Raw genomic sequence first — 25,758 nt, 5'->3', positions numbered from 1 at the left:
ATAATCAGGCTTTAAGTGTGCGGAAGTAATTTTTTGCATTAGAGTAAAAAATTTTTTCTATAGCTAATCAAAGTGGGATCAAGAGAAACTTACCACTTTCTTTACAAAGGGTTTGATGTTACCATTTGATGAACTATTCTGAATTTATTGAATGAACATTAACATAAAGAATCTAGTTCATGCTTTTTCTAAATTGCCAAGTTTAGGACCATCATCATCACGCAGGTTGGTTATACATTTACTCCAAAACAAAGAGAAAGTTATGCTACCACTTGTATCTTTGATTAAAGAGCTAGCAGATCTTATAGTAGAATGTGAGATTTGCGGAAATCTAGATACTAAATCACCTTGTTCTATTTGTACTAACCCAAAACGTGACACTAAGTTACTGTGTGTAGTAGAAGAATTGGGTGATCTATGGGCGTTTGAAAAAGGAAATATATATTCAGGTTTATACCATGTTTTGGGGGGCAGATTGTCTGCAATAAACGGCATAGGTCCAAAAGAACTTAACCTTGATACTATTCTGGAAAGAGTGACAAAATCTAAAGTTGAAGAGATAATTATTGCAATTAATCCGACATTAGAGGGTCAAGTTACTGCACAATATATAATTGAATTGCTAAAAAATTTGGATGTGAAAATATCACGTCTTGCTTGCGGCATACCAATGGGCGGAGAAATTGACTATCTAGATGAAGGAACGTTAAAAGCAGCCCTCACTTCAAGACAAGAATATGAGTTAAATATAAAATAAGGTATGTGCTTAAAAAAACTTGCATCGTTAATAACGTTCAAGAAGAAAGAAACAGCGCCACCACTTCAAGTGGCGGCTTGGGAAAATGACCGTCTAAACTATAAGCAATTTTCAGGCAAATTCAACACTATAATTAAAACGATTGATCAGTTTTTTATAATAATATCTTTAGAAGGATATGACGGATGGGGTAAGACGTTTTTTCTGAAAGAGTGGGTAAAAGAGTTAAAACAGCAAAATGAAATTGCAGCTTACTATAACGCATGGGATATCAATGCACTGGATCAACCACTTCCTTCTTTTTTAAATTTTCTATTTGAAGATTTATTTGCATCGTATGAAGTAAAAAGAAGCGTTATACAACAGTTCAAGAACATAAACCAAGAACTATTTTCTCTAAACACACTAGGAAAGCTGATCAGTAAATCTCCACTTGCTATGCTTTCCGTATTGCTTGACGCTACAAAAGAGGCTGATAGGAAAGATATTGGTTCTGTACTGAGAGAGTTGAATACTCTTCAAAGAAGAGAAGAAAACATTAAGGATTTTAAAACACAATTGGCAAAAGTAGTTAATAGAATTAGAAAAGACAAAAACATTTATATAATGGTGGATAATCTTGATGTGTGCCGCCCTAAATTCGTTGTCGATTTTTTGGAATCTATAAAGTATATGCTTGATGTGGAGGGGCTGGTTTTCATTATTTCTGTAAGTAAAGATAAGAGCAATGTGCATAAAGCCATTAGCACGATACTTGGACCAAATTTTGACCTAAAATCTTTTACTGATCTCTCTTTACATTTACCGAAGCAACCGATAGAAAAATTTACAAAAGAACTATTTGAAAATATTAAATTACCGAAAAAGTCAAAAAATTTGATTGTAGATAGTTTTATATTTTATGCAGAAAGCCTTTTACTATCGTTAAAAACAATAGAATACTGCGTAAAAAAAATAAAGCTGTGTCTTCTGAATTACACAAGAGAAGAATTACCTGCTCCAAATTTGTTTTCGTTTTTGGTAATACTGCAATCAGTAAATACTGATTTGTATGAGGAGTTAGATTCCTCATGTCAAAGAGCATTGGAAAAAATTGAAAATGAATATAAATCTTTAATTCTAAATGGTCAAGAGGAATGGGAAAAACTTAAAACCTCTCTAGAAGCTGCTTTTGCAGAGAAGGAATCAAAAATTAACAAAGCTATAAAGGATATAATATTTTGAAAAGATACCCTACCTTTGCATATACAAAGATAGGGTAATATTTGATTAACGCCCCTTTACTATGTTATTACCTTGTTCAAACTTTCTGATTAATTCGCTTACGTTGACATTAGATAATTTTTTACCTGCAGATTTGTCATTATGTGAAGCATCAGGTTTACGAAGGTCTTCCTTACTGTTACTCCTAGTAATATTACATCTGACAATGTTTGAATTATTAGACTTATCGCTTATATCTGAAATATTGCTTTTTTCACTACATGAAGACGAATTACTCGACATATTGTCTAAGCTAAAGCGCTTTTTACCTTGATAGATTGGATTCCAATCAAGTGGATTGTAAGCTTTAGCTTTTTTATCAAGAGTACTGCTACTAACATCACTGATACCACTATCCCCTGAATCACGGCGTTGTTTGTTAGAAGTGCTATGAATATTGTCTTTCATGAGTTTTTGCATTGTTGGGCCAAATGTTCTTCCAAGATTGCTACTTACTGTTTTATTACTATCATTTGCTTGGGAATGAGATGCATTTCGCTCAAAAATCGCTTTTATTCCAGCAAATTTAGCTTGGGAAGATTTCGGAGGAACAGGTGGAGCAACTTTCTTAAGCTTTACTATTTTTTCTAACTCATTCTGCGACGATAACTTGGTCTCTGGTGCTCTTGGTGGTACCGGTGGGGCAACCATACCTTTTGAGTTAATCTTTCCTTCATTTTTAGGAAAAATTTTTGGATTATTTTTTTCTACTGTAGTATTCATTTTTTTACCTCTAAGCCTATTAACTAGTAGAATTATAAACTTAGAGGTATTAATTTTGTAATAACGATGCTAATAGGTTTCAAATAAGCATCGCCAGAGGACTCTCTATATAATGCTTAAAGGCATTTAAAAATTTTGCTCCTAATGCTCCATCAACTGCTCTATGGTCAACAGAAAGTGTTACTGTCATTATTTCTGCTATCTCTATTTTCTCATTCATAACAATTGGTTGTTTTTTGGATGCACCAACTGCCATAATGCAAGATTGCGGCGGATTGATTATAGCACTGAAGGCTTTTATACCAAACATTCCTAAATTGGAAATAGTAAACCCACCTCCTTGAAATTCTTCTGGCCTTAATTTTCCAGATCTTGCTCTGCTTACTAAATCTTTCACTTCTTTTGATATAGATAAAATACCCTTTTTATCAGCATTTTTTACTATAGGAGTAATTAGCCCATCTTCAAGTGCCACAGCGATTGAAATGTCTACATTCGAGTATTTAAGTATTTTATTATCTATCCACGAAGAATTTATATCAGGAAATTTTTTCATGCTGAAAGCTGCAGCTTTTATGATTAGGTCATTAATTGTTACTTTGTTATTTTCATCTGCTGAGCTAATCTCGTTTTTTAACGATATTAACTTATCAACCTGGCAGTCTACAGTTAAATAAAAATGTGGAACATTCTGTTTGGATTCAGTTAAGCGCTGTGCTATCACTTGGCGCATATTGCTTACTTCAACCATGGTATCTTCCTCGGGCCTTTCACGACTTTCAATGCGTGTACCACTACCTAAAGACTCCAACACATCAGCCTTAATTATGCGACCATATGGTCCTGTACTTTTTAATTGCTGCACATTAACCCCTTCATTTTGAGCTATTTTCTTAGCTAATGGGCTTATTTTTATTCTACCTTCTACATAACCCTCTGTCATCTGAGTAGCTGACACTGGTTCTTTTCTTCTGGATTCCAGCGTCACGCGCTGGAATGACACCGAAGAATGACTTGTTGGCTTTCCGTTTAAATCTTGGTGTTCTGATTTTTGATTATCAACAGCACTTTTTGTCACTTCCTTTTTAACTGCACTATTGATGGAAGTTGAAGTATAGTTGTTAAGTGCACTTTCATCTTCTCCTTCTTCCAGCATTAAAGCTATTGGTTGATTTACAGGCACGCCACTTGTTCCTTCTGTTACTAAAATTTTTGCTAAAACTCCTTCATCTATAGATTCAAACTCCATTATGGCTTTATCAGTCTCTATCTCAGCAATTACGTCGCCTACTTCAACTTTGTCTTGTTCTTTTTTATGCCACTTGACAATTTTTCCTCCAGTTTTGCTCATTGTCGGTGAAAGAGCAGGCATTAATATTTCTATAGGCATTGATTTTGCATTTAAAGATCTATTCAATTTTTAATTTACTCTTTATCTTATGTCAATCTAATCGTGAATTATGATGAATAAGTCTGTTACACTATCCCTCACGTCATCCCAGTGCGTGACACTGGGATCTTGGTTCAGTACTATTATCCTATTGTTTTTATTATTTAGTCATAGCTTGTTTGCTAATAACTTTGTTTCAACAAAGTCAAACAAAATCAACATGAGAACAGGGCCAGGGTTTCACTATCCTGTAAAATGGATATACACTTGCAAAAATCTGCCCCTGAAAGTGATAGAAGAGTTTGAGAGTTGGAAAAAGGTCTGCGATATAGATGAAGACTGCGGATGGATAAAAGGCAATCTGCTTAGTGATAAGCACCACGCAATGATAAAAGAAGATACTTATGGATATCAAAAACAGAGTGTAGACAGCAAGATTACTATGAAAATAGACAAGTTCGTTGTAATGAAAATAGAAAAATGCAACGAAGAATGGTGCTTTCTTTCCACCCCAAAACGTAAAGCATGGGTACAAAAAAAACATATATATGGGGTTGATTAGGTTGATAAAGGATCTGGATTAACACTAGTTTCCGGACCTTCTGTAGCAGACTCTTCAGATGAAGCAGGAGTTGCACTAACTTCTTGAGGTTCTGGAGAATTATTTTGCCATATAGTGCTGTCACAAAAACTCTGTAACATCTCCTCAGCAGATGAGTTTAAAATTTGTACAATAGACTTTTCACTTTGTTCTCTTAGCGATTGATCCATTCTAGAAATCAACTTAAGAAACTCACTACCTGATTTTTCAGCTTCACTTTTTATTTTGCTTTCTATGCTTGCAATATTACCTTGATCAATTTTTTCTTTTGTTATGTTGAATGAATTTGCAACATCTTAATATCCAATCTTGCAATTTCCACAACCAATTATGCAAAAAGCAATAGAATTAGATATTTCATTTGCAGCCCACTTATGTATAGTGGTAGCCAAATAATTGTCATGGTATTTAATGCTAAATTGTTGTTCTATTAGCTCAGAAATTTTATTCTTTAGAGACATAAAGCACCCTCCTACATTCGTTATACCTTTTTGTTAAGATACACCATTTACTACATGCTTTACTTTAATTAATTATTAAAACGAGAGCATAATTTTCAGAGTTATATCTTTTTACCTTAACAATTCTTTTTTGATTTCCTCTTCAACTTTCTCTCTTATATTCACATTAAGGTCCTTCGTCGAAAAATCAATCATAGCTTCAAGATCATATAGATCTCTTGTCACTTTTTCAATAGCATCATTTATTTCTTCTTTGTCAAATTCCTTTATAATAGGTCTAATCTTCACATACCCTGGAGAGCCTTTACCATAAATTTCTTTGCTTTTATAAATGCAACCACCTGCACCAGGTTTACTGCTTCTCAAACCACTTCCACACTCTATTATTTCATACTTGACTTGACCATCTTCTATATATGTTATTTTATTATCTTCAGTAGACTTCAATGCACTTGCTGGTATGACTGTTTTTTCTAACTCTAAACTCGGTTCATGAATTATTGTGTCCCGATAACTTGTACGTTCAGGACCATATGTTCTATACATACCTCCACCTGCAACAGTGATTAATGGCTTGCAATCTTGTTTGTCTGAACGACACATTTTTATAAAAATAGGTCCTCCGTCCTTATCTGAGGAGTTATTTTCCTGGTTACCCCCTCCCTCTGTAACTTTCACCTTAATTACAGGATAATTAGGGTCAATTTTCAGTTTAGCTTTAATATAATCGCCTGGCATTCCTGCTCTACTTTCAGTGGAACATACAGAAGATTCGCAGTTAATAGGTGTATCTTTTATATGACCTGCTTCACCACTTCCCCACGCTTCTATTTCAACACGATCAAATTTTATTGATAAGTCATCTGTATAAACATCTTTATTTTCATGATCATAGGATTTTTCATTATTTTTTTCAAGATCTGGTTTCTTATTTTTCAGCTGTTCCTTGATTATCTCTTTTAATTTTTCTTTTAATTTCTTTTTGAGACCTTCTAAATCGAACCTACACAATTTATCAGCGTAAAAGACCTCTGTTCTATCTGCTTTAATCAGTTGATCTTTTAATTGTGTACACTTTTGTACTTCATTTTTTTCATCTCTTAATACTTTACCATACTTATCTTTACAATCCACTTCCTCATACCTTAAGTAGAATGGCTTATCATTTTCATTTTTATTCAAATATTGTTTTGAACGGCTGCATTTTCCATCAGAGCAGATGCAACCATCATCACCTTGATTACATTTTTCTCTATGCTCTACATCCGTCAATTTGTATACTACTTTCAGTCCTTTACCAGATTTAAATGCCTTGTCTATCTCATCATTTCTTTTTACACAGTAACTGCATTTCCCCTTTTCCTGTTTATTGTCGTCAGGGAAGAAAACATACCCTTGCTTATTAAATATTATTTTATCCAACTGATCTTGAAGTCTTTTTATTTTTAAGAGGTCGACTGTTTCCCTTTCCTTGCTTGGAAGATAATAGAACCGATTTGATTCCTTTGAATAAACAGCATTGTATTTAATATATTTTGTTCCCATTAATTTTAGTGGTATTATTTTATTTTCTCTTTCAAGAACAAACTCTTCTGGTTCTGGCTGCCATCCAGAAAGACAAAGCATTCTACTGTTAGAATTTTCTTTATATTTTATTTCTACTTCTGGTTGTCCTAAGCTGTTCAATTTGCATTTATTTCCTTGAAACTCTTTACATTCTGTTTCAATATCAGGAACATAGTCATATTCTTTCAGAACTTTAAATTGTTGCGGATTACTTTCTAATATACCTTCTATAATATTATCAATATAACTTTTTTCGTTATTACTATCAGTTGTTTTTTTAACTATTCTCGGTTTTACTACCTTTAAAGATAGAGGGCCAATGTTTGTAGAAGAACCAGCATTAACATTAAAAGTACATAAACCATTGCTGTAGGTTCCACGTGCTTCATAAGTACAAGTGTTCTCACTCATCTTCATTCTTATCTTTAACGTGTTACTCTGTTTTCCAGGCGTGTTACTTTTTACTATCTCTACTACTTCAGGCTCTGGAGTAGGTGGTGCCGGGAAACAGCGGACGAACTGTGGATTTTTTTCATCTATACTTTGAGTTCCAAGGTATTCAGCGCAGAGCTTATCTTTTTCTCTATAAGTTTTGAAGTAGTACGTGATGCCATCTTTGTCTAAAATAGAGCGCCACTCAGCTTTATCTTCTCCATACCCTTTAGGGAAATCTAATTTTTCTCCAATTTCTCCATCTCCTCCTTTCAGATCACCAATGATTACCTTAACTTTAGGGTTAAAGTAATCATTGTCTTCATCTGTTATAGGAACAATTCTAACTTGTGGAGGTGACATCGCAAGTTGCTCACAGAACGGAGGGGGGCCAGGTGCAAGTGGCACAGGGGCACATTTTACTTTTTCCTGATAGCAAGTATCACAAACATTTTCCATTTCTCCAGGGCGAAAGATATTTTCCCCTGAAAAAACTCTAGAATCCCATGCAGAAATACCTGATATACAAGCACCCTTTTGACTGCAAGCGCATATTTTAGGAGAGTTAGCGAATCTTCTTTTTTCCTCATCAGTAACACCATCTGCCCATTCCCACTCAAGACCCCGTGTCACCTGTCCATGAATTTTTCCACCATTCAGCATTTTATCCCCTCCCCAGTCAATAAAAGCTGCAGCAGAAACACCCCCACCTGTACTTTGTGTTCCATATATTTGGCGGCAGGATTCCCCGCTTTGTAAGTCATAACAATAACTTTTTCCATCATAAGCACATACTCTAATTTTAGGATTAAAATAGCCATCAACTCCTTGATCTTTTATTGCTTGTACTTTAATTTCTTTTACCCAATCTCCGCTAACTATTGCTTCGAACCAAGTATTACTCGTTACAAAATTCGGACAATCAGCATATCCTTGATACGAAAGACCAAGTATCAAAAAGAACATCAATAAGAAATTAAGCTTTACACTTCTCATAAAACACGGGTAACCACTCATTAACTTCTTCTCCTTTTTCCTTTATTGCCTCGTACATATACTTTATCGTCTCTTTGTTAGCTGAAAGTACATGTATTTCTTGCATATTCTTTAAATCTAAATTTAAAGTTACTAACCCTTTATACTGCTTTATCAAAAATAAACCTTCCTGTGTTGGCGTCTGCAGAATTATATTCAGCTCCTCTTTCGATAAAGAAAATGCTTTCATGTATAACCTATTTGCATTGACGTTTGGCATCAAGATCCTTGTATCAACATGTTTATCTAAATATTGAGTAAATTTGCTAGCAAATGCGAGGTTTAAGTTTTCAGTACTTAGGATTACTACAACATTTAGTTCCGTCATTCTTTGCATCCAGTTATCAAACTCTTTCTCTGTAGGAAAGATATTACTTATCTCCCATGCTTCATCCAAAACAAGTATTGCAGGCGAGCCATCACATTTTGCCTCAAAAGAATATAAAAAATAGTAAAGTATCACGGACATACATTCTTTTCGTTTTGTGAGGTTTGCGGTGTTGAGAGATATAATTTTTGTTTCCCAGTCAATATCTGATTCATTACCATCTTGAAATAAGTAAGCAAACTCACCACCGTCACACCATCTACTTATTTTACCCCCGAGGAGCAAAAGCACCTCAGAAATTTGCGCAATAGAACGTGACTCCTTGGGTATAGCAAATATAGAATCCACAATTTTTCTTATCTTTTCTTCTACGTCCACCAAGCTCGTATCGGCTACCATTCTTTTGATCAGTTCAACCAACATATTGCGATTGGAAGCACTATCTTCAATGTTTAGTGGATTAAATTTTAGGCTTTTGTCCTTATACTTCGGATCGATTATATAATATTTACCACTCACTGCTTTAGTAAAAATTATCGACTTTCCAGTGTTATCCAATATGACAATTCTTGGGTTAAACTTTCTTGATTCTGATAATAGGAAATTAATGAGTGAAGTTCTGCCTGAATTTGGAGCTCCAAGTATCGTAGTATGGCCATTATTTCTTTTTCCATAGAAATTAAAGAAGTAAGGATTTCCTTCTTTTGAGAAAAAAACTGTTACCGCTTCTTTCCACCTTCCTCCTTTTAATGTACCTGACGTAAAATCATGCAGCATAGCAAAACTGCAAACATATTTTGCTAATATATTTTTCGGTTGTGTAATAAAGGTAAAATTGCCCGGAAGTTGTGCCCAAAAATGACTTTCCATATGTAGATCAGTTCTAAATATCATGAAGCCAATTAATGACATTATAGAAGATAAATCACTAATATTTTCGGCTAACTTATTCCTATCGTCTGCAAATATTGTAAAAATAATTTTCTGTTGGCAGAAGTCTAGACTAGAGGTCTTTTCAAGCTCTATTATTTCTTCAATTCCTGAGCTTTTAAGTAAGGTATTATCCTCACTAATTTGCAGCATGTTAATTTGTTTATTAAATTCTTTTATTGCCTTACTATTACTAGTAAATATCATTATTTCTGTAATGATAAATTCAGATTCAAGCTGCAAGCACCTATCTATATTGCCTAAGGAGATTTCTCGGTATTCCTTTATGCTGAAAACAGAGCCAAATTTCTGTTGATTTTCAAAGATTGTCTGAAACGTATTGAAACCAAAAGCTATTTTAAAATTTCTAATATATTGCGACAGGTCCCTTTCATGTATTGGATAATCTTTGTGCGTTAATGTAACAATATAGTGGAGAAATTCTATCATTTCAGAATATATTTTACCTTCACTAAATCTTAGACCCAGTTTTTTAGCTCCAAAAGGTCCTAAATCATCGTGAATTAAGTCAGTTATCTTTTGCAACTCCTGGTGGCTTTCTTGTAAAGACAGCTTATGCTTATTCTTTATTCTATTAAAAAAAAATGAATTATTAGTATGCTTACCAAAATCGCTAAACAATATTACAATATATAATTCATTTATATACTGTAATTTACTATCAGTGAGTTTATCAAACCACGCTGAATGTAGCTTATCAGAGAAGTCTTCAGTTTTATTCCATTTTAAGCTCAATTTATTGCGCTTTCGGACAGTATGAATCCAAACGGTAAAATATAGGCTATTAATATTTTTTGATATGCTTTTTCTAATTTCAGTTCTAAGGTCGCTGTAATTATCAACAGAAGAATAATCTTCTAACTTGATTATTTTTAACAACTCTCCCTGTTTTGTTAGTATAGTTTCTTCATTGTAATGACAAGCATAAGGAATGAAATCTAAATCAATGCTCTCTAGTAATGCTAAGTTGTTCTTTTTTTCAAACTTAGAGTTAATTGCTTGTACTTTTAGCTGCATATGCGTATTCAATAAAGATAATTAAAAAAGATAAAAATACTATCTTAATTTTTATCTTTTTTTTCGCTATCGGATTGTAATTTTATATCTTTTGCAAAATTAAATTTTTCTTTTAAGTAGTCTGTTGCCTTTTCTGTACTACCAAACATCATGATCAGTACACCAAACATTATCATAAAAAAGATTAGACCTCTGAACACTACTGCAAGTATCACCGCAGCTATACACAACCCTATGATTGTTGAAGGACTCATATTTTCTACAGTATCTTTAATTGAAAATGAAGAAATAAAATCTTTTACTGTTTCTTGTACATCCTTTAATTCATCACTCACCGAAGCTTCGCTAGAATATGATGCAAAAATGAAACTTAATAAGGCTATAAAAACCAAAACTTTATTCAATTGAATGCGCATCAACTAAATACCCTTTAAATATTCCTCAAATATAACAACTTTTATATCAATAGGCAAGAACTGAATTCACTTATCCACTACAAGTAACACATATTTAATTTTTACAGATGTGAACATGCTGTAAGCTTTTTATCATCAACAAGAGGTTCCACATTAATGGATGTTAATTTACTTGATAGGAAGTTTGAATGCAATTCAGCTACTGCTGCTATAGCAAACACTGCAGCCATAGCAAGTAGTCCTGCTCCTACCAGTCCTGATGTCATTGCTCCTGCAACAATGCACCCTATTGTAGAGAGAGCACAACCTGCTACAAGTGCAACGTGAAGATTTCTGTTATTGGGTTGTTTAAGTGGAGTATCTTCACCCTTTTTCTCATTCACAGGAGGTTTCTGCATGGTTGTAATGGTATTTTTTTTGTCCTTTTGTTCTTCAGATTTCACTGGCTGACTACCTGTCCTCTGAGTAGCCTGACCACTTGGGTCCATATTTTCTTTTTTTTTGGATCCCAGTGTCACGCACTGGTATGACACCTGAGCTGGCTTTTTTTCTGTGGTCTGTTCTAGCAGCACTTTATTTTCAGTTTCTGCTTTTTGTGGATTACTATCTTCTTCAGTAGAGCTTATACTGCTCCTTACTGGTAATTCCAAACTTTCTTCACTCTTTCTAGGTGAATCTATTCTACTATCTGAATCATTATCATTACTGAGTTCAGAAGTCTGCTTATGCTCCTTTATTTCTTCCACAACCTTGCTATCTTTTTCAAGTATTTCTTCTGTAATACCTAAATTACTAAGTATTTTATTATCACCACTTTTTTTCTCAGCTATATTCAAGGGTGTTTCTTGTGTGTTGTTTTGCTCTTCAATATGTCCTAGCTGCATTTGATCTTCAATATTTTCTTTAACAGCACTTGGTATTGAGCTTACACTGCTGCTCTTGCTAACAACATCTAAAGTTATTAGTTCCATAATTATTTTTTCTATTTCCGTTCTTTTTGCTGTAGTTAGTTTTTTTGAGTTTGTTATTTCTACTTCCAATGCTGGAAGAAATTTCTCGGTGTAATAATTATAGTATTTTTGATATTTTTCTTGCTCTCTCAGTGATTTTTCTAATTGAATTAATACGTTAGGGTCAGCTCCTTTGTTGAACAACTCTATGCATTTTGCGATAGTTCCATCTCCATTTTTTTTTGGACTTTGATTACTATGTGTTTTTTTTGTTACCTTTTTGTATATAGTGTCGCGCAATTGTTGGTTAATATCTTTTTTAGAACTTGGCATAGACTTCTCCATACATAATAAAATGTATAGATACCTTTTTAGCGTTAATTTTACATTAAAACTGGGCAATTATGCCGTATTATGGATAATTATTTGCTCTTCTACTTCTACATTTCAATATAATTGTTTGCCTGTTGAATTAATATGTCTATCACTTCTTTTACAGGCTTTTCCCTATCAACCATGCCAACACTTTGACCGGCCATTAAAGATCCCGTTTCAACATCTCCATCAATTACTGCTCTTCTTAAAGCTCCAGCCCAGAACTTTTCTATTTCAAGCTGCCCATCTTCTTTTGAGATCTGTCCCTTTTGGTATTCATCAATAACTTTTTTTTGATGCTTCATAAAATCATCACTTGCTTTGTTGGCTATAGCTCTTACTGGAATTACAGGAAAATCAGCACTTATCTGTACAGAAGGTATTGCATTACGTGCGGCTGATTTAATAAACACTTTCTTAAAATTTTTGTGGGCAATTGACTCATTAGTGCAGACAAATAATGTACCTATTTGACAGCCACTTGCCCCCATTTCTAAGTAATTAACTATCATTTCACCTCTTCCTATTCCACCTGCAACAAACACTGGTATTTGTTCATTTTTAAAATGAGGCAATATCTCTTGTGCGAGAACAGAAGTGCTAACTGGCCCTATGTGCCCGCCTGCTTCCATTCCCTCTATTATTAACGCATCTACTCCCATTTTTACTAACCTTTTCGCAAGGCTTAATGCTGGTGCAAAGCACATAACTTTAATGCCTGCACTCTTGATTTTTTCTATATTAGGCTTCGTTGGTAATCCGCCAGCAAGCACTATATGGCTCACTTTCGTTTCAATGCACACATCTATCAACTCACTCAACTTTGGGTGCATAGTAATTAGGTTTACACCAAATGATTTGTTAGTTAATTTCTGTGTCTCTATGATTTCTTTTTTCAATAGGTCTGGAAACATTGCACCACATGCAATTACACCAAAACCACCAGCGTTTGAGATTGCCGAAACCAAGTTTCTCTCTGAAACCCAGCTCATAGCACCACCCATTATCGCAAACTCACTACCAAGAAAATCTGTTCCTTTTTTCCAGAGGCTACTTAACATATAACCTATATCATACGTTTAAAAATGTTTTGCTTATCTATAAATGTGTGTTTCAAAGCGCCAAGTATATGCAAGATTATAAAGAGTACCATAAAACATGCAAGCATCGAATGTAGCTGATTAGCCGTGTTAGCTAGATCTTTGTTTTGATTAATCAACAAAGGGATATGAAAAAAATACTTGATCTTTTTGCCAGAAGCAGAAGACATAACATAGCCAGATAGTGGCATTAGCACCATTAAAGAATATAAACCAAAGTGTACTGTTTTACTTGCATTGATTACAAATCGAGAAAAATTTGCTGGAAGTCGTGGAACATAAGTAAAGACGCGAAAAAATATGCGTACTATGATTAGTCCAAGAATAGTGATACCGCAAGCCTTATGAATAGCGTATATGTTGAACTTAATCTCATTGCTAAGTGGTAAGCTTTTCATATAAAGTCCAGAGCAAAGCATACCAATAATAAAAACAGCCATCAACCAATGGATAACTCTTAAACCTAGGCTATATTTATCGTCTTCCATTTTGATTACCCTAAAGTAGCATTTATATAATAGAAAAACTATTTTTCAATCAAAATTATTAAAGCAATTTAGATTTACCGACAATGTAGCTATATAAATTCGACCCAGCCGGGAGTCAAGTAGCTGGCCGGCACCTAAGCCATAAACGGATTAAATGCAAAACTTCCTTGACAAACTCCGCCAACCCCCTTATTGTAGTATTAAGGGTATTTCTGACTCAAAACTTGTTTTTGACCTGCAGGCTCAATGACAAAATTCAGTAAAAAACTTAGGGTATTTTTTGGCGGATTACATAAAATTATAGCGGCTGCATGTCTTTTAAATTTTTTCTACATTCAGCCAAATCGCGCTTATTTTAAGCGTTAGCACATTATTACAGCGCCACTTACAGTAATATAGAGTCAAAACTCGCACCACGGGGCTTCTTTTGCCTTTTTTTTCGTTTGGTAAATTTCTTAATGTTTGTAGCTAAAAGAGCCCAAGAGAGGTGTCATCCCGCTGCTTGTTAGCGGGATCTAGAGATACCGCGGCGGTATGACGTAGAGCTCGCGTTAGCTATGCTTTTATACTCACCAACTTAGTGTCCAATCTGGATCCCAGTGTCTGGGCACTGGGATGACATCATAGAGGCGCTGGGATGACACCCTGACAATCGTCATCCCGCTGCTTGTTAGCGGGATCTAGAGATACCGCGGCGGTATGACGTAGAGCTCGCATTAGCTATGCTTTTATACTCACCAACTTAGTGTCCAATCTGGATCCCAGTGTATGGGCACTGGGATGACATTATAGAGAGGCGCTGGGATGAACACCCTGACAATCGTCATCCCGCTGCTTGTTAGCGGGATCTAGAGATACCGTGGCGGTATGGCGTAGAGCTCGCGTTAGCTATGCTTTTATACTCACCAAATAAGTTTGCTTGCTTACAAGCAAACTTTCCTAGATTCCAGCGTCACGCGCTGGAATGACATTGTGGGGTGTTAGGTATTATCCAAGTAGCGTGACTACTTGCTGTATTACCAAGTCCAATTAAGTGCAGCATCATCACTTGGTGGAATGTCAAAGGACGGTTGTGACATTTCCTCTTGCACAGCTTCTTTAAATTCTGGGCTTTTTATATTTATCGCTGCTATATGCTTTTGTAAGGCTTGATCAGCAGCTGATGGACTTGTTCCATCTTTACCATCTTTTCCTGGATCCCCTTTCTCTCCTTGTAGGCCTTTCTCTCCTTTCTCTCCTTTTGGGCCTTGAGCTCCATCTTTTCCTGGATCCCCTTTCTCTCCTTGTAGGCCTTTCTCTCCTTTCTCTCCTTTTGGGCCTTGAGCTCCATCTTTTCCTGGATCCCCTTTCTCTCCTTGTAGGCCTTTCTCTCCTTTCTCTCCTTTTGGGCCTTGAGCTCCATCTGCTCCTTGTAGCCCTTTACCTCCTAAGAACGCCTTTGCTGTTTGGTCATTTGTACCATCATACTTTGCTTTGTCTGAGCTACCAAGAAATTCTCCTAATGTACCCACTAGAACTGATTTATTATTATCTTTTGTACTAAGTAAACTTCCAAGAGCTGTTGCTAAACCATCTACCTTGTACTCTACTGCAGGTTTTTTATCTGGTGTATATTCCAATTTAAGATCATCTCCTGTTACGTCTAAAGTATATTTATTACCCTTCTTATCTGCTAAAGTTATAATTTTAACATGACTTAAATCTGTTGCTGCTGTTCCTACAGCGCTTTCAAATTTTAAACTAGCCGACATATCACCCTCCATTAATTACAAAAACCATAGCATGCATGAAAATAGTATAATTTTCGTTAATGCTAGATTTTACATAAGATTTCCTTGAAACTTTTCATTTTAGAATTCTTCTCTTGTCATCCCACTCCCCTCTCCTGTCATCCCAGTGCATGACACTGGGATCCATTTTTCCATCATCAGAAACGTTGTACTTTAATATAAAACGGCTACTTTTTGCTCATCAACTTAACTAGATCCCAGTGTCTGGGCACTGGGATGACACCGAAGGGGCTACTTGGATGACAGCTAGCCTGACAACCGTCATCCCGCTACTTGTTAGCGGGATCTAGAGATACCGCTGCGGTATGACGGTTCGCGGTGGTATGACGTAGGACTGCTGTCATCCCGCTACTTGTTAGCGGCTAAGAGATACCGCGAATGAATCGCGGTATGACGTGTTGCTTGGGTCAGCTATACTTGCCTCCTTGTATGTATTAGATGTAGGCTGAGTTGTGGTCGTGATAAATGTGGTCGCTTGTGTAATCAAACATTTTCACAAAGCCATTCTCTAGATAAAGATTATATTCGTGATGTTGATCTGATAATACAATATTATCTTGCTCCCCTAAATTGAAATGACTTGAATCTGACAGCAATTCGTAATTTGGATTATCTATTTTACTAATGCTGCTTATTACTTTGCCATTACCACTTGATATAGCTAAACTATAACTATCACCATCCTTCATTATTTTGATGGACACCTTATCTTCAGGTAACACTATAAGCTTCTTTGTGCCACTATCGTGGATTACGAATTTGCCTTTTTCAAAATAGTATTTGTCTTACGGCAAAGCACCAACCTTATATCCTGATTCAGCCAATTTGTGCCAAAACTTTAACACAGATTGCTTTTCTGCTCCTTCCGCTCTATCATACAAGGCTTTCACATCATTATAATCTATGGTTACATTTGCCTTGTGCTTCCCTTCTGAGTCCTGCTCGCGACTCTTTTCTATTTTGAGAATTGTGTCTTTTAATACTACCTGTTCTTGCTCTTTCTCCTCCACTGAAGCTGTTCTTTTCGTTCTTGTTAAACTTTGTGATGGAATTGGCTGATCAGACTGCATTTCACTATTGTCGTTTGATACAGTTCTCTCTTCAGCAGCTTGTGCAACAACATTAGTAGTATTGTGACTTATGTGTGATGTATCAACTTCTGTCTTAGTTTCACTTACTTGCCCTTTTGGACTTTCGGTTTGTTTCTCTTTTGTGAATATTCTCTGATAGTCCGTGTAGCCTCTATTAGTGTCACCGATATCACCATCACCTTGATCGAAAGTTATTTTTTTACTTCCATTCCCCATGTCCTCAATTTCAACTTGAGGAGAAACAGATGCGAGGAAGTCGTTATAACTGTAGTTATAATCAGCAGAAAAGAATATTTTCCCTTTGAAGTTATGGAAATTATTAGATAACATTCCAATTTCTTCATCAGTATCACCATCAAATAGTTTTACTTTAGTGAAATATGCTTGATCTTTTATTCTAACTATTTCACCGCTAGAGTTTCTTTGTATTTGGTAATCATTTGGATCGTACTTTATAGCAAAAAGTTTGCCAGAGCCATATTTCTCTAAGTTTATAAGGCCCACATTTACATGTTTATGGGAATAATCTCTCTTCTCATATTCATGTGCAAATATTGGATCTATATATCTATATTCATCTGGTATGCCATTATACTCTCTCCCTTCAGAATCAGATGGTGCTAACTTATATTGTCCATCCTTTTGCACTAACTTTAGATGAGTAACTTTTTCAGGTAACTCATAGCGCACATTTTTTCCGTGATCATGAATGAACAAGTTACTTCCATTTGTAATTTCACCTCTTTCATTTTTCACCTCTTCGGTAATATAAAAGCCCATATTTTTGAATTCATGTAAGCGCTCGTCTCCTTGCTTTACAACCGCTTCGTATACATCGTCGTCTGTCCTATCTGTTCCCTTATTATCCAGTAATTTTCCTTTTTCCACGATTACTCCATTTGCCTTTTGCTCATCAGAATATTGTGCATGCTTTGAATCCTGATGATTCAAAATTTTGGTACCTCTAAGGAGCAGAGAATCTAAATCTTTTTGGATGTGTCCAGTGCTAGGATGCAACAATTCATTTTCATGTAAATGTGCTTCATCAAAGTATTCATCGCGTTCAACTGTTCTGCCATCTATCAGAGAAGCTTTATAATGACCATTTTCTTTTGTAACCGCCATATAAGCACCACCATCATATTGAACATTTAAGTTGTGCAATATCTCCTCAAAAACAAAAGTTTCTTTAGTTTGGCCTTCAACTTGCTTAAAAAATCCTGATTCGCTCAATAATTCTCCAAGCTTTGTATTTCCGTCATATATAGACAGTGCACCCATATCTCCTTGACCATGAGCTTGCATAGAAAAAATCTTACCTTCTTGTAGATTAATGTGAGTACCTCTGATTAAGTTTGGATCGATATTGATCATCTCTTCTAACATCTTTTCTACATCGATGTTCTTAGTCGCTTTTACTTGTTCTAATCCAGTGTTTATGGTTTTATCAAGCAAGGTACTTTTTAAATTTTCATACTTATCTAGTATTGCATCTTTCAGTTGTGTATATTTGTCTTGTGTAGCACTATATAATCTCTTATCTTCATTACAATAATTAGTGCTGGCTGAATTGCATTTTTCTACAAATTTCTCATAAGAGATCTCTCCTCTTTTGTGTTGCTCGTATGCATCATGATGCTGTGTTTCTTCCTGTTCACGCAGGCCTTTCAACACATCATCATATTCTATATCCTTCTGCTTATCTAAGTCTTCTAGCTCGCTCGCACGTATTTTTTCTAAGTCTTCTTTCCCATTAGAGTAAGATTTTCTTAGATCTTCACCATATTTTGATAGCATCCTTAAAGCTTGCATTTTATACTCTTGACTGTTTTGATATTCATTACCTTGTTGGTCAGAGTAAGTCAGCTTAACCTGCACATCAGCAGTTTTTACTGCCTTTAAGAAATGATATTCCTTTGATATATCGAGGTTATCATTTGTTGCCCTATTAACAGCACGAGCATAATCATAAAACGACACATGTTCTACAGGAGAAAAACTTCCAACGTTTTCTCCATCTATTTTTTCTATATTTGCTTTATAGTAGGATATGTTTTTAATTTCTCCACCAACTATTTCTTGACCAGTTGCTATAAAATCTCCTTTTGTAACTTGTAGGGCATTAATTTCTTCCATAGCAGTTTCTGTATCATTCTCAGCAAGCCAACTTTTGAAGTCAGCATCATGTCCTTTTATGTCTTTCAAGAAACTTTTTGACTCATCTGAGTTACCTTGACGTAAAGCATCTAGGTAGTCTCTTAATAAACTAGGATCTTTTTCCTGTAAGTACATTATCAACGCATGACCTGTTTTATAAACCAGGCTATTTGCTTCGCTGTCCTTTGAATATTCTAAACTTAAAATTTTATCTAAATCCAAATTTGCAGCTTCAGTTTTATCGATACTTGATCCTTGAGAATTGAATTTATGATCTGAATGATGCTCAAAGTAATCTGCAATTCCTTCCATTAATACTGTAGGTAGGTGCTTACCTCCTGTAGCCAAGTAAGTTAAACCATGTGCAAATTCATGCTGAAGGTTATGAACGCCACCTTGCTGATAGACATACATTTCAGCAAAAACATCAGCTTCCCCTTTGTAGTAACATTTACCACCCTCATCTCCAAGGTAAGAACCGAAACGCTCGCTTCCGCCAAGGTGAGTGTAATCATCCTTGTCATCAAACATATAAATTTTAAATGTTTGTTCTGAGTTGCTGTGTTTTAACTTGAATGTATCTTTAAAACTAGTAGCTGTTTCTTTTATCTCACTTTCAATTGTTGCAATTTTACTTGCTCTTAAATTATGAGAATAAACTTCTACTTTAATATTTAAATCTTTAACTTCTACAACATGTGGCGAATTAAACCCTTTGCCGTTATTGTTAAAGTATTCTTCTTTAGTTATATTTTTATTTATTTGTTGATTGATTGTCATAATTCTAACCTCTAATTTATTAACTCTTCAAATATAAGGTGATCTCTACTAAAAAAGTGTGAATTTTCATATTGGTATAATCTATATCTTAGTGAAGAAATATAAGTAATTAATTTAATATGAACAATATAAGATATAGCTATAACTAAAGCAATTTAGATTTACCGATAATTTGGTAAGCTATGAACTCGTCATTCCGCTACGTGTTAGCGGAATCTATGCTGAGATACCGCGAATGAATCGCGGTATGACGTAGGAAAACCTGACCTGCACTAGCTATAGGCTCTATAGCTTGACCACAAAAAAAATCTAAATTCTAACGTTACATTAGGATAGGGTAAGAATTTAAAAGCAAATTGACTTTCATTCCACCAAAGCACTATACTAAAACCACGATGGGTAATTAGCTCAGTTGGTAGAGCACTTGCTTGACGTGCAAGCGGTCGCTGGTTCGAACCCAGTGTTACCCACGTTTTTGTTCATGAAAAGATTTTATATGACAGCAGTGCATAACGGCAAACACTCAGCAGCACAGTCCAAGCGCTTAATCTATTCCATAATAATAGTTGCGATAACAATGTTTATGGAAATAGTAGGTGGAATAATTTCACATTCGCTTGCTCTACTATCAGATGCAGGGCATATGCTCACTGACCTCTTTGCCTTAGTTTTAAGCTGGTTAGCACACAAATTTTCAGCTAAGAAATCTGATTTGCAAAGATCATACGGGTATCATCGGTTGCAGATAATTGCAGCATTTGTTAATGGTTTAACTTTATTCTTCATTGCAGTAATCATTATAATTGAGTCAATAAAAAGATTTATTTTTCCGGTAAATGTTGAGTGGAAAGTAATGTTAGTAATTGCTACACTTGGCCTGATCTCTAATATTATAGTCTTTTTTATATTACATAGTAAATGCGAGAGCAATATAAACATAAAAAGTGCTGTACTACACGTTATAGGAGATATTTTAGGTTCTGTAGCTGCTATACTTGCATCCATAATTATCATGTTTACTGGATGGCAAATGGTGGATCCGATTTTATCGGTATTTGTCAGTATAATCATTTTGAATAGTGGCTACAAAATTCTAAAGAATTCTTGCCACATACTTCTTGAAGGCACACCTGAAGGGATATCTACTGAGGAAATAAAAAGTAAGATCACATCAGAATTATCTGAAGTGATAGATGTGCACCACATACATGCATGGTCACTGTCTGATAATTATTTTATAATTACCATGCATGCCAAAGTAAAGCAAGATGCACAACACACTGATATTTTGTATGAGATAAAAAAAATACTACTAAATAGGTTCGAGATAGCACACTCTACAGTCGAGATCGAATACGATGAGTGTGCGGATAATAAGATACTTAAACATTGACGTTTTAAATTACTATGCTATTACTAGAGCGTAATGATGTTGAAGGTAAGCTATGATAGGTATCTCTCAAATACAATTTCCTCGCAGTGGTTCCAGTAAAGTTAGAATTGCTCTCTATTTATCTTTTTATTATGCGTTAACTATAGTAACCATTCCTACTTCGATAATAGCTAGCTTAGTATCTACTCTATATGATACAGAAATTAAAACATTTCTTGGATATAAAAAAATAAAAGGTGGGGAAAAAATAAGTAATAAAGAATATTGGAAAATATTTGGTCAAGGTAACATAATCAAGTCAATCGCAGTTTCATGTATTGCTGGGCTAACAATTTATTATTTTTTCTCTAAGTCTTTAATATTAGCTTGGCTGCTGGCGCCGATACCATTGGCAATTGGAATAATCCTATTGCAGCCCGAAACAAGGCCAGCAACACTTAACCCTATAGCCTTACTTAAAGCTTCATTAAAGCTACTTTCCGATGGTTTGTATGAGAATTTAGTTGGTACAAAAAATGTAATAAATGCTATGAAAGAACATATGATGCCTCATATGGCAAATGATAGCATTATTGACAGTATTAATACACTAAAAGATAAATATGGTGAGAAGATACCAGAACCTAATGGTGTTATACATAATGATGAATTTGTTAAGTTTATTAAGTTCGTAGAAGGGGAAAAAGAGCTTGGAAACAATAATAAAAAAGAATTTATTAACTTTCTTAATGAATGGTGCAATAATGATGAACAAGTTCATGTTTCTGGACTCATGGGGGGGGCAAATTTTATATTTGGTTCTAAAGGCTTGTAATAGTGGAGATAGTGAATCAGTTGCAGTAAAAAGGCAAGAGTTAGTAAAGTCTTTAATGTATGCCATGAACTATGCTAAAGGAACAATTGTTCCTGAAACCTGCTTTACTGGTATTATTGGTGCAATGTTAAAGTCATTAGAAGGAATACACCCTGGTATTAGAGTAGAATACCTTGTAGAAGATAGAATTGGAATATGTGCAGAAGATGAGGCATGTGAGTTTATTAAGAAAGAGCTGCAAAAAAAGAAGAATCATAAAGAAATCCTCAATGCCTGGGATAAGTCAGATGATAGCAGTAACCAAATAACTTCTAATTTTATTCAAGAAATCAAGATACCTTTAATGAGAAATTTGTTTAGCTTGGATTGTAGTGAACAGAATGTAGTAGATACAATAGAAAATCTTGAATATATTAATCCAGGAAAATTAACCGACCCAAACATCGATAATATAAGAAGCAACAGGGTCAGCACATGAATTATAAAAATTTATGTTCCTTGCCTTGCAGAAGATTCATAATATTCTTGTAGTGCTTGAGAAAAACTAGTGTTCCTATAACTAGTAATGTTAAGAACAAATTCCTCTGAAAAAAAAAGGACCATGCTACAACCGTTGAAGTAGCAGTCAAAGAAGCAAGAGAAGAGTATCTAAAGATAAAAAATACCACTATCCAGGCAAATATAAACACTAATGCCACAGGTATGTTAAACGCTATCAACACTCCCAGAGTTGTTGCAACTCCTTTACCTCCTTTAAATTTTAGCCAAATAGGAAACATGTGCCCTAAAACTGCTAAAATTGCAGATACATATATATAAAAATCGTTATTATCACAAAATTGTTGTGCTATATAAACTGCGATGAATCCTTTTAAGGAATCCAGAAGTAATGCCAGAGCAGCAAGACATTTATTTCCTGTTCTTGCAACGTTTGTAGCGCCAATGTTTCCTGAACCTACTTCTCTTAAGTTTATCCCTTTTATTTTTGTAATGATTAAGCTAAACGGTATTGAACCTAATATGTAGGATAGTATAAGGACTACATGCTTTTCCATTATACCAAGAACCTAATTAATTTTATTATTCCTCAGCCTTTTTAGGTAGCACTGAACTTCATCGTTAATCTGATTACTAAACAGTATAAGCGCTGTCATATTGATGAGAGCTAAACAAGAGAACAAAGTTCCACCGATATTGGCAATAGCCATTATATCTTTAGAAAGAGCAGAAAAAAACGCTACAATTATTACTGCTATGCGATATATCACTATACTTTTTGCACCGAATAAATATAGCCACCCCATTTCACAACAATATACAAACGAAATTACTGAAGAAAATGCAAACAAAGGTGCAGCTATGGTTAAAAGTATAGGAAACCATGAAGAAACAGTTTCAAATGCCTTTTGAGTGATTAATATCCCTTCACCAACACTAGTCTGGTATGCACCTGTTATTACTATCGTTATTCCAGTTAAACAGCAAGTGAGCATTGTATCAAAACACGGTTCTATCATAGCAACAAGCCCAGTTCTTACTGGTTCTTCATCTTTAGTTGTTGCATGAGTAATTGCAGCAGAGCCGACACCAGCTTCGCTGGCAAAAATTGCTCTTTGAATTCCAGCAACAAATGCTCCTACCATCCCTCCGCCAACAGCATTAAAATCTATCATGCTGGAAAATAATATCTTAAATGTGTGACCAAGATTGTGGATATTAAATCCAATAATAATAAGGCAGCTACATATATATATGAGTGACATAATAGGCACTAGTGCAGAAGATACTCTAGCTATCCTTTTAATTCCGCCAATAATCACTAGAGCAAGCAGCGCAGAGATTATGGAAGAAAGAAACCAAGAGTGACCATCTACCCAACTTGAATAGCCAGATAATATTGAAACCATTTGGTTGGTTTGAAACGCTACACTTCCACCAAGACCTGATAATACAAAGAATACTGCATATATTGCAGCTAAAACAATACCAAGTTTTTTAAATCCAAATTCCTCCAGACCATTCCTTATATACTGAAAGGGACCACTAAACAATTGCTCCTGATCTTCTGTTCTATGTCTAAATGCTAAAGTCACTTCGGCAAATTTTGCTGACATACCAAAAAAACCTGTAATCATCATCCAAGGCACCGCTCCTGGCCCTCCCATTGAAACTGCAATTGCGACTCCAGCAACAGTTCCAAGGCCTACTGTGCTTGAAAGTGCAGTCATAAATGCCTGAAAATGCGTAATATGACCATCATGGTGATTCGTGTCATATTTTCCACATAAAATAGCAAACGCATGCTTAAACATTCTTATGTTGAGAAATCCAAAACGTAATGTTAGAAACACATAACCAAAAGCTAGTAGAAAGATTATAAATGGCACGTAAAGGATTTTGAAAAACAGCACTTCATTCATGAAGTTATTTATTCCATTCAACACAGCATCATAACTTTCATAAAAACCTGAAGCAGCGTACACATCATTAAACAATAGGCAAAATAACACCATACAAAGTAATCTATAAATCATGTTAATACCCTTTAGAATTGTAATAAGAATCTATTGTATTCAAAACTTCCCTTCTTAGTAGATATATTGCAACAGCATTTGGAATCATAAGGCACATGAACAAACTGTCGCCTAGGTAAGATATAAATTCTATATTTTTTGACATACAACTGATATATACTGAAACCACTATAAGAATTTGGAACGGTATCAGTATTTTTTTATTACCAAATAAATACAGCAGAGCAACTTCACAGTAGTAACAATAAGCTATTATTGTAGAAAATGCAAAGGAAAACATCATTAGCGGAAAAACTAACTTGCTGAACAAGGGCAAAACTGTTGAAAATACCGAACTAATTAGTGTAATATCACCCACGTTATCAGTGCTATGCATACCAGTAATAATTATCACGATACCAGTCAAAAATGAGATTAGTATTGTGTCTATAAGTGGTGCAATCATTGCAACGCATCCAACTTTAATTGGATCTTCTTCTTTTACAGCTGAATGTGCTATAGCTGCTGTTCCGGTACCTGCTTCGTTAGCAAACACTGATCTTCTCACTCCTGCTATTAATCCGCTCAATACTCCGCCTCCTATAGCTGATTTATTGAAGATGTCTTGGAATATTATGGATAGAGCATTCAGCAAATTACTTCTGTTTACATAAATTAAATATATACACATACCCATATATAGCACTATCATAATTGGTGCTAAGCTCGTTGAAACGAAAGCAATGCGCTTTATTCCTCCCAATATTACAATAAAGACAAGCAGGGATATAATAATAGATGCGTTGTATTCGAAGAGGTTATTTGACAATGCTGCTATCTGATTCGCTTGAAATGGTATACCGCCCAAAATCATTGCAATAAGTAGCATAATCGCATAAGTAAAGGCAAGAAATCTACCAGTTTTTGCAAATCCAATTTTTGCAAGCCCGTACTTCATGTAATAAAAAGCCCCGCCAGTTGCATTTTCAGAGCGATAGGTGAATGCAAGCACCACCTCGGCAAACTTTATCGACATACCAAGTATTCCGGTAATTACCATCCAAAAAACTGCACTTGGGCCCCCTATTGTGATAGCTATTGCAACTCCTGATATTGTTCCAAGACCAACTGTTCCTGAAATTACTGTTGCAAACGCTTGAATATGAGTGATTATGCCATTGTTATTGTTATTACACTTTAGATTGAATAGCGTCTGTATTCCATGCTTGAACAATCTAAAGTTAGTGAATTTGAATTGGATGGTACAAAAAACCCCAGTTGCAATTACCCAAATAATTATAAATGGAATGTTGAATATCTTTATGTACAGAAATGAATTTAACAGTTCACTTATTTTTACAATCATG

General features: G+C 35.0%; 20 protein-coding genes, 1 tRNA gene and 1 pseudogene. 7 read left to right on the top strand and 15 right to left on the bottom strand.

Annotated elements, in window-relative coordinates:
- Positions 1-157: 157 nt before the first annotated feature.
- Together recR and ABWU23_RS06195 are read left to right on the top strand one after the other, a co-directional pair.
- Positions 158-757, top strand: a complete 600-nt coding sequence (gene recR / locus ABWU23_RS06200) for a recombination mediator RecR (protein ID WP_253310001.1) — start codon at positions 158-160, stop codon at positions 755-757.
- Positions 758-760: 3 nt separating this feature from the next.
- On the top strand, positions 761-1,981 hold the full coding sequence (locus tag ABWU23_RS06195; protein ID WP_353270966.1) for a P-loop NTPase fold protein: 1,221 nt from the start codon (positions 761-763) through the stop codon (positions 1,979-1,981).
- 45 nt (positions 1,982-2,026) lie between these two features.
- On the opposite strand, the gene ABWU23_RS06190 is transcribed toward ABWU23_RS06195, so the two are convergent.
- A complete protein-coding gene (locus ABWU23_RS06190) occupies positions 2,027-2,743 on the bottom strand; it encodes a hypothetical protein (protein ID WP_253307212.1) in 717 nt (238 codons plus the stop codon).
- 79 nt (positions 2,744-2,822) lie between these two features.
- On the bottom strand, positions 2,823-4,133 hold the full coding sequence (locus ABWU23_RS06185; RefSeq protein ID WP_265045554.1) for a pyruvate dehydrogenase complex dihydrolipoamide acetyltransferase: 1,311 nt from the start codon (positions 4,131-4,133) through the stop codon (positions 2,823-2,825).
- A 70-nt stretch (positions 4,134-4,203) separates the two neighbouring features.
- On the opposite strand from ABWU23_RS06185, the gene ABWU23_RS06180 reads away from it, so the two are divergent.
- Positions 4,204-4,695, top strand: a complete 492-nt coding sequence (locus ABWU23_RS06180) for an SH3 domain-containing protein (protein ID WP_264687854.1) — start codon at positions 4,204-4,206, stop codon at positions 4,693-4,695.
- On the opposite strand, the gene ABWU23_RS06175 is transcribed toward ABWU23_RS06180, so the two are convergent.
- From ABWU23_RS06175 to ABWU23_RS06125, 10 genes and pseudogenes are all read right to left on the bottom strand, one after another.
- A complete protein-coding gene (locus tag ABWU23_RS06175; RefSeq protein ID WP_253307210.1) occupies positions 4,692-4,904 on the bottom strand; it encodes a hypothetical protein in 213 nt (70 codons plus the stop codon). The genes ABWU23_RS06180 and ABWU23_RS06175 overlap by 4 nt on opposite strands.
- A 126-nt stretch (positions 4,905-5,030) precedes the next feature.
- A complete protein-coding gene (locus ABWU23_RS06170) occupies positions 5,031-5,195 on the bottom strand; it encodes a hypothetical protein (protein ID WP_265016560.1) in 165 nt (54 codons plus the stop codon).
- Between the two features lie 111 nt (positions 5,196-5,306).
- The gene (locus tag ABWU23_RS06165) at positions 5,307-8,210 is read right to left on the bottom strand and encodes a hypothetical protein (protein WP_353270965.1); all 2,904 of its coding nucleotides are present in this window, start codon (positions 8,208-8,210) and stop codon (positions 5,307-5,309) included.
- Positions 8,170-10,524, bottom strand: coding sequence for a type VI secretion protein (locus tag ABWU23_RS06160; RefSeq protein ID WP_353270964.1), 2,355 nt, complete (start codon positions 10,522-10,524; stop codon positions 8,170-8,172). The genes ABWU23_RS06165 and ABWU23_RS06160 overlap by 41 nt, the downstream gene beginning before the upstream one ends.
- 44 nt (positions 10,525-10,568) lie before the next feature.
- A complete protein-coding gene (locus ABWU23_RS06155; RefSeq protein ID WP_187297371.1) occupies positions 10,569-10,940 on the bottom strand; it encodes a hypothetical protein in 372 nt (123 codons plus the stop codon).
- A gap of 101 nt (positions 10,941-11,041) precedes the next feature.
- Entirely contained in the window at positions 11,042-12,223 is a 1,182-nt protein-coding gene (locus ABWU23_RS06150; protein ID WP_253307205.1) for a hypothetical protein, read from the bottom strand.
- A gap of 107 nt (positions 12,224-12,330) precedes the next feature.
- Positions 12,331-13,326, bottom strand: a complete 996-nt coding sequence (locus ABWU23_RS06145; protein ID WP_253307206.1) for an NAD(P)H-dependent flavin oxidoreductase — start codon at positions 13,324-13,326, stop codon at positions 12,331-12,333.
- A gap of 5 nt (positions 13,327-13,331) precedes the next feature.
- Positions 13,332-13,853 (bottom strand): cytochrome b, encoded by a 522-nt coding sequence (locus ABWU23_RS06140; RefSeq protein ID WP_253307207.1) that lies wholly within the window; start codon positions 13,851-13,853, stop codon positions 13,332-13,334.
- 1,016 nt (positions 13,854-14,869) lie between these two features.
- Positions 14,870-15,604 carry a hypothetical protein gene (locus ABWU23_RS06135; RefSeq protein WP_353270963.1) on the bottom strand — a complete coding sequence of 245 codons (735 nt, stop codon included), beginning with the start codon at positions 15,602-15,604 and terminating at the stop codon, positions 14,870-14,872.
- Between the two features lie 473 nt (positions 15,605-16,077).
- Positions 16,078-19,671: pseudogene (locus tag ABWU23_RS06125) on the bottom strand (peptidase M2).
- 397 nt (positions 19,672-20,068) lie between these two features.
- Here ABWU23_RS06125 and ABWU23_RS06120 point away from each other — a divergent pair.
- The 4 genes from ABWU23_RS06120 (at position 20,069) to ABWU23_RS06105 (ending at position 22,356) form a co-directional block, all read left to right on the top strand.
- Positions 20,069-20,141 (top strand) — tRNA-Val (locus tag ABWU23_RS06120).
- An 11-nt stretch (positions 20,142-20,152) separates the two neighbouring features.
- Positions 20,153-21,064 carry a cation diffusion facilitator family transporter gene (locus tag ABWU23_RS06115; protein ID WP_265017443.1) on the top strand — a complete coding sequence of 304 codons (912 nt, stop codon included), beginning with the start codon at positions 20,153-20,155 and terminating at the stop codon, positions 21,062-21,064.
- 52 nt (positions 21,065-21,116) lie between these two features.
- Entirely contained in the window at positions 21,117-21,878 is a 762-nt protein-coding gene (locus ABWU23_RS06110; RefSeq protein ID WP_265017442.1) for a hypothetical protein, read from the top strand.
- Entirely contained in the window at positions 21,859-22,356 is a 498-nt protein-coding gene (locus tag ABWU23_RS06105) for a hypothetical protein (RefSeq protein WP_265016554.1), read from the top strand. Before ABWU23_RS06110 ends, ABWU23_RS06105 begins: the two co-directional genes overlap by 20 nt.
- Position 22,357: 1 nt before the next feature.
- On the opposite strand, the gene plsY is transcribed toward ABWU23_RS06105, so the two are convergent.
- Genes plsY through ABWU23_RS06090 form a run of 3 tightly spaced genes read right to left on the bottom strand, consistent with a single transcriptional unit; the run spans position 22,358 to position 25,757 of the window.
- Positions 22,358-22,933 carry a glycerol-3-phosphate 1-O-acyltransferase PlsY gene (plsY, locus tag ABWU23_RS06100; protein ID WP_253309423.1) on the bottom strand — a complete coding sequence of 192 codons (576 nt, stop codon included), beginning with the start codon at positions 22,931-22,933 and terminating at the stop codon, positions 22,358-22,360.
- A 12-nt stretch (positions 22,934-22,945) separates the two neighbouring features.
- Complete coding sequence (locus ABWU23_RS06095) at positions 22,946-24,412, bottom strand: alanine/glycine:cation symporter family protein (protein ID WP_253309422.1); 1,467 nt, start codon at positions 24,410-24,412, stop codon at positions 22,946-22,948.
- A gap of 1 nt (position 24,413) precedes the next feature.
- Positions 24,414-25,757: an alanine/glycine:cation symporter family protein gene (locus ABWU23_RS06090; protein ID WP_253309421.1), complete on the bottom strand. Its 1,344-nt coding sequence runs from the start codon at positions 25,755-25,757 to the stop codon at positions 24,414-24,416.
- Position 25,758: the final 1 nt, after the last annotated feature.

The sequence above is a fragment of the Wolbachia endosymbiont (group A) of Hedychridium roseum genome, from assembly GCF_964028325.1.
GTDB lineage: Bacteria > Pseudomonadota > Alphaproteobacteria > Rickettsiales > Anaplasmataceae > Wolbachia.
This window is presented reverse-complemented; position numbering and strand designations above follow the sequence as displayed.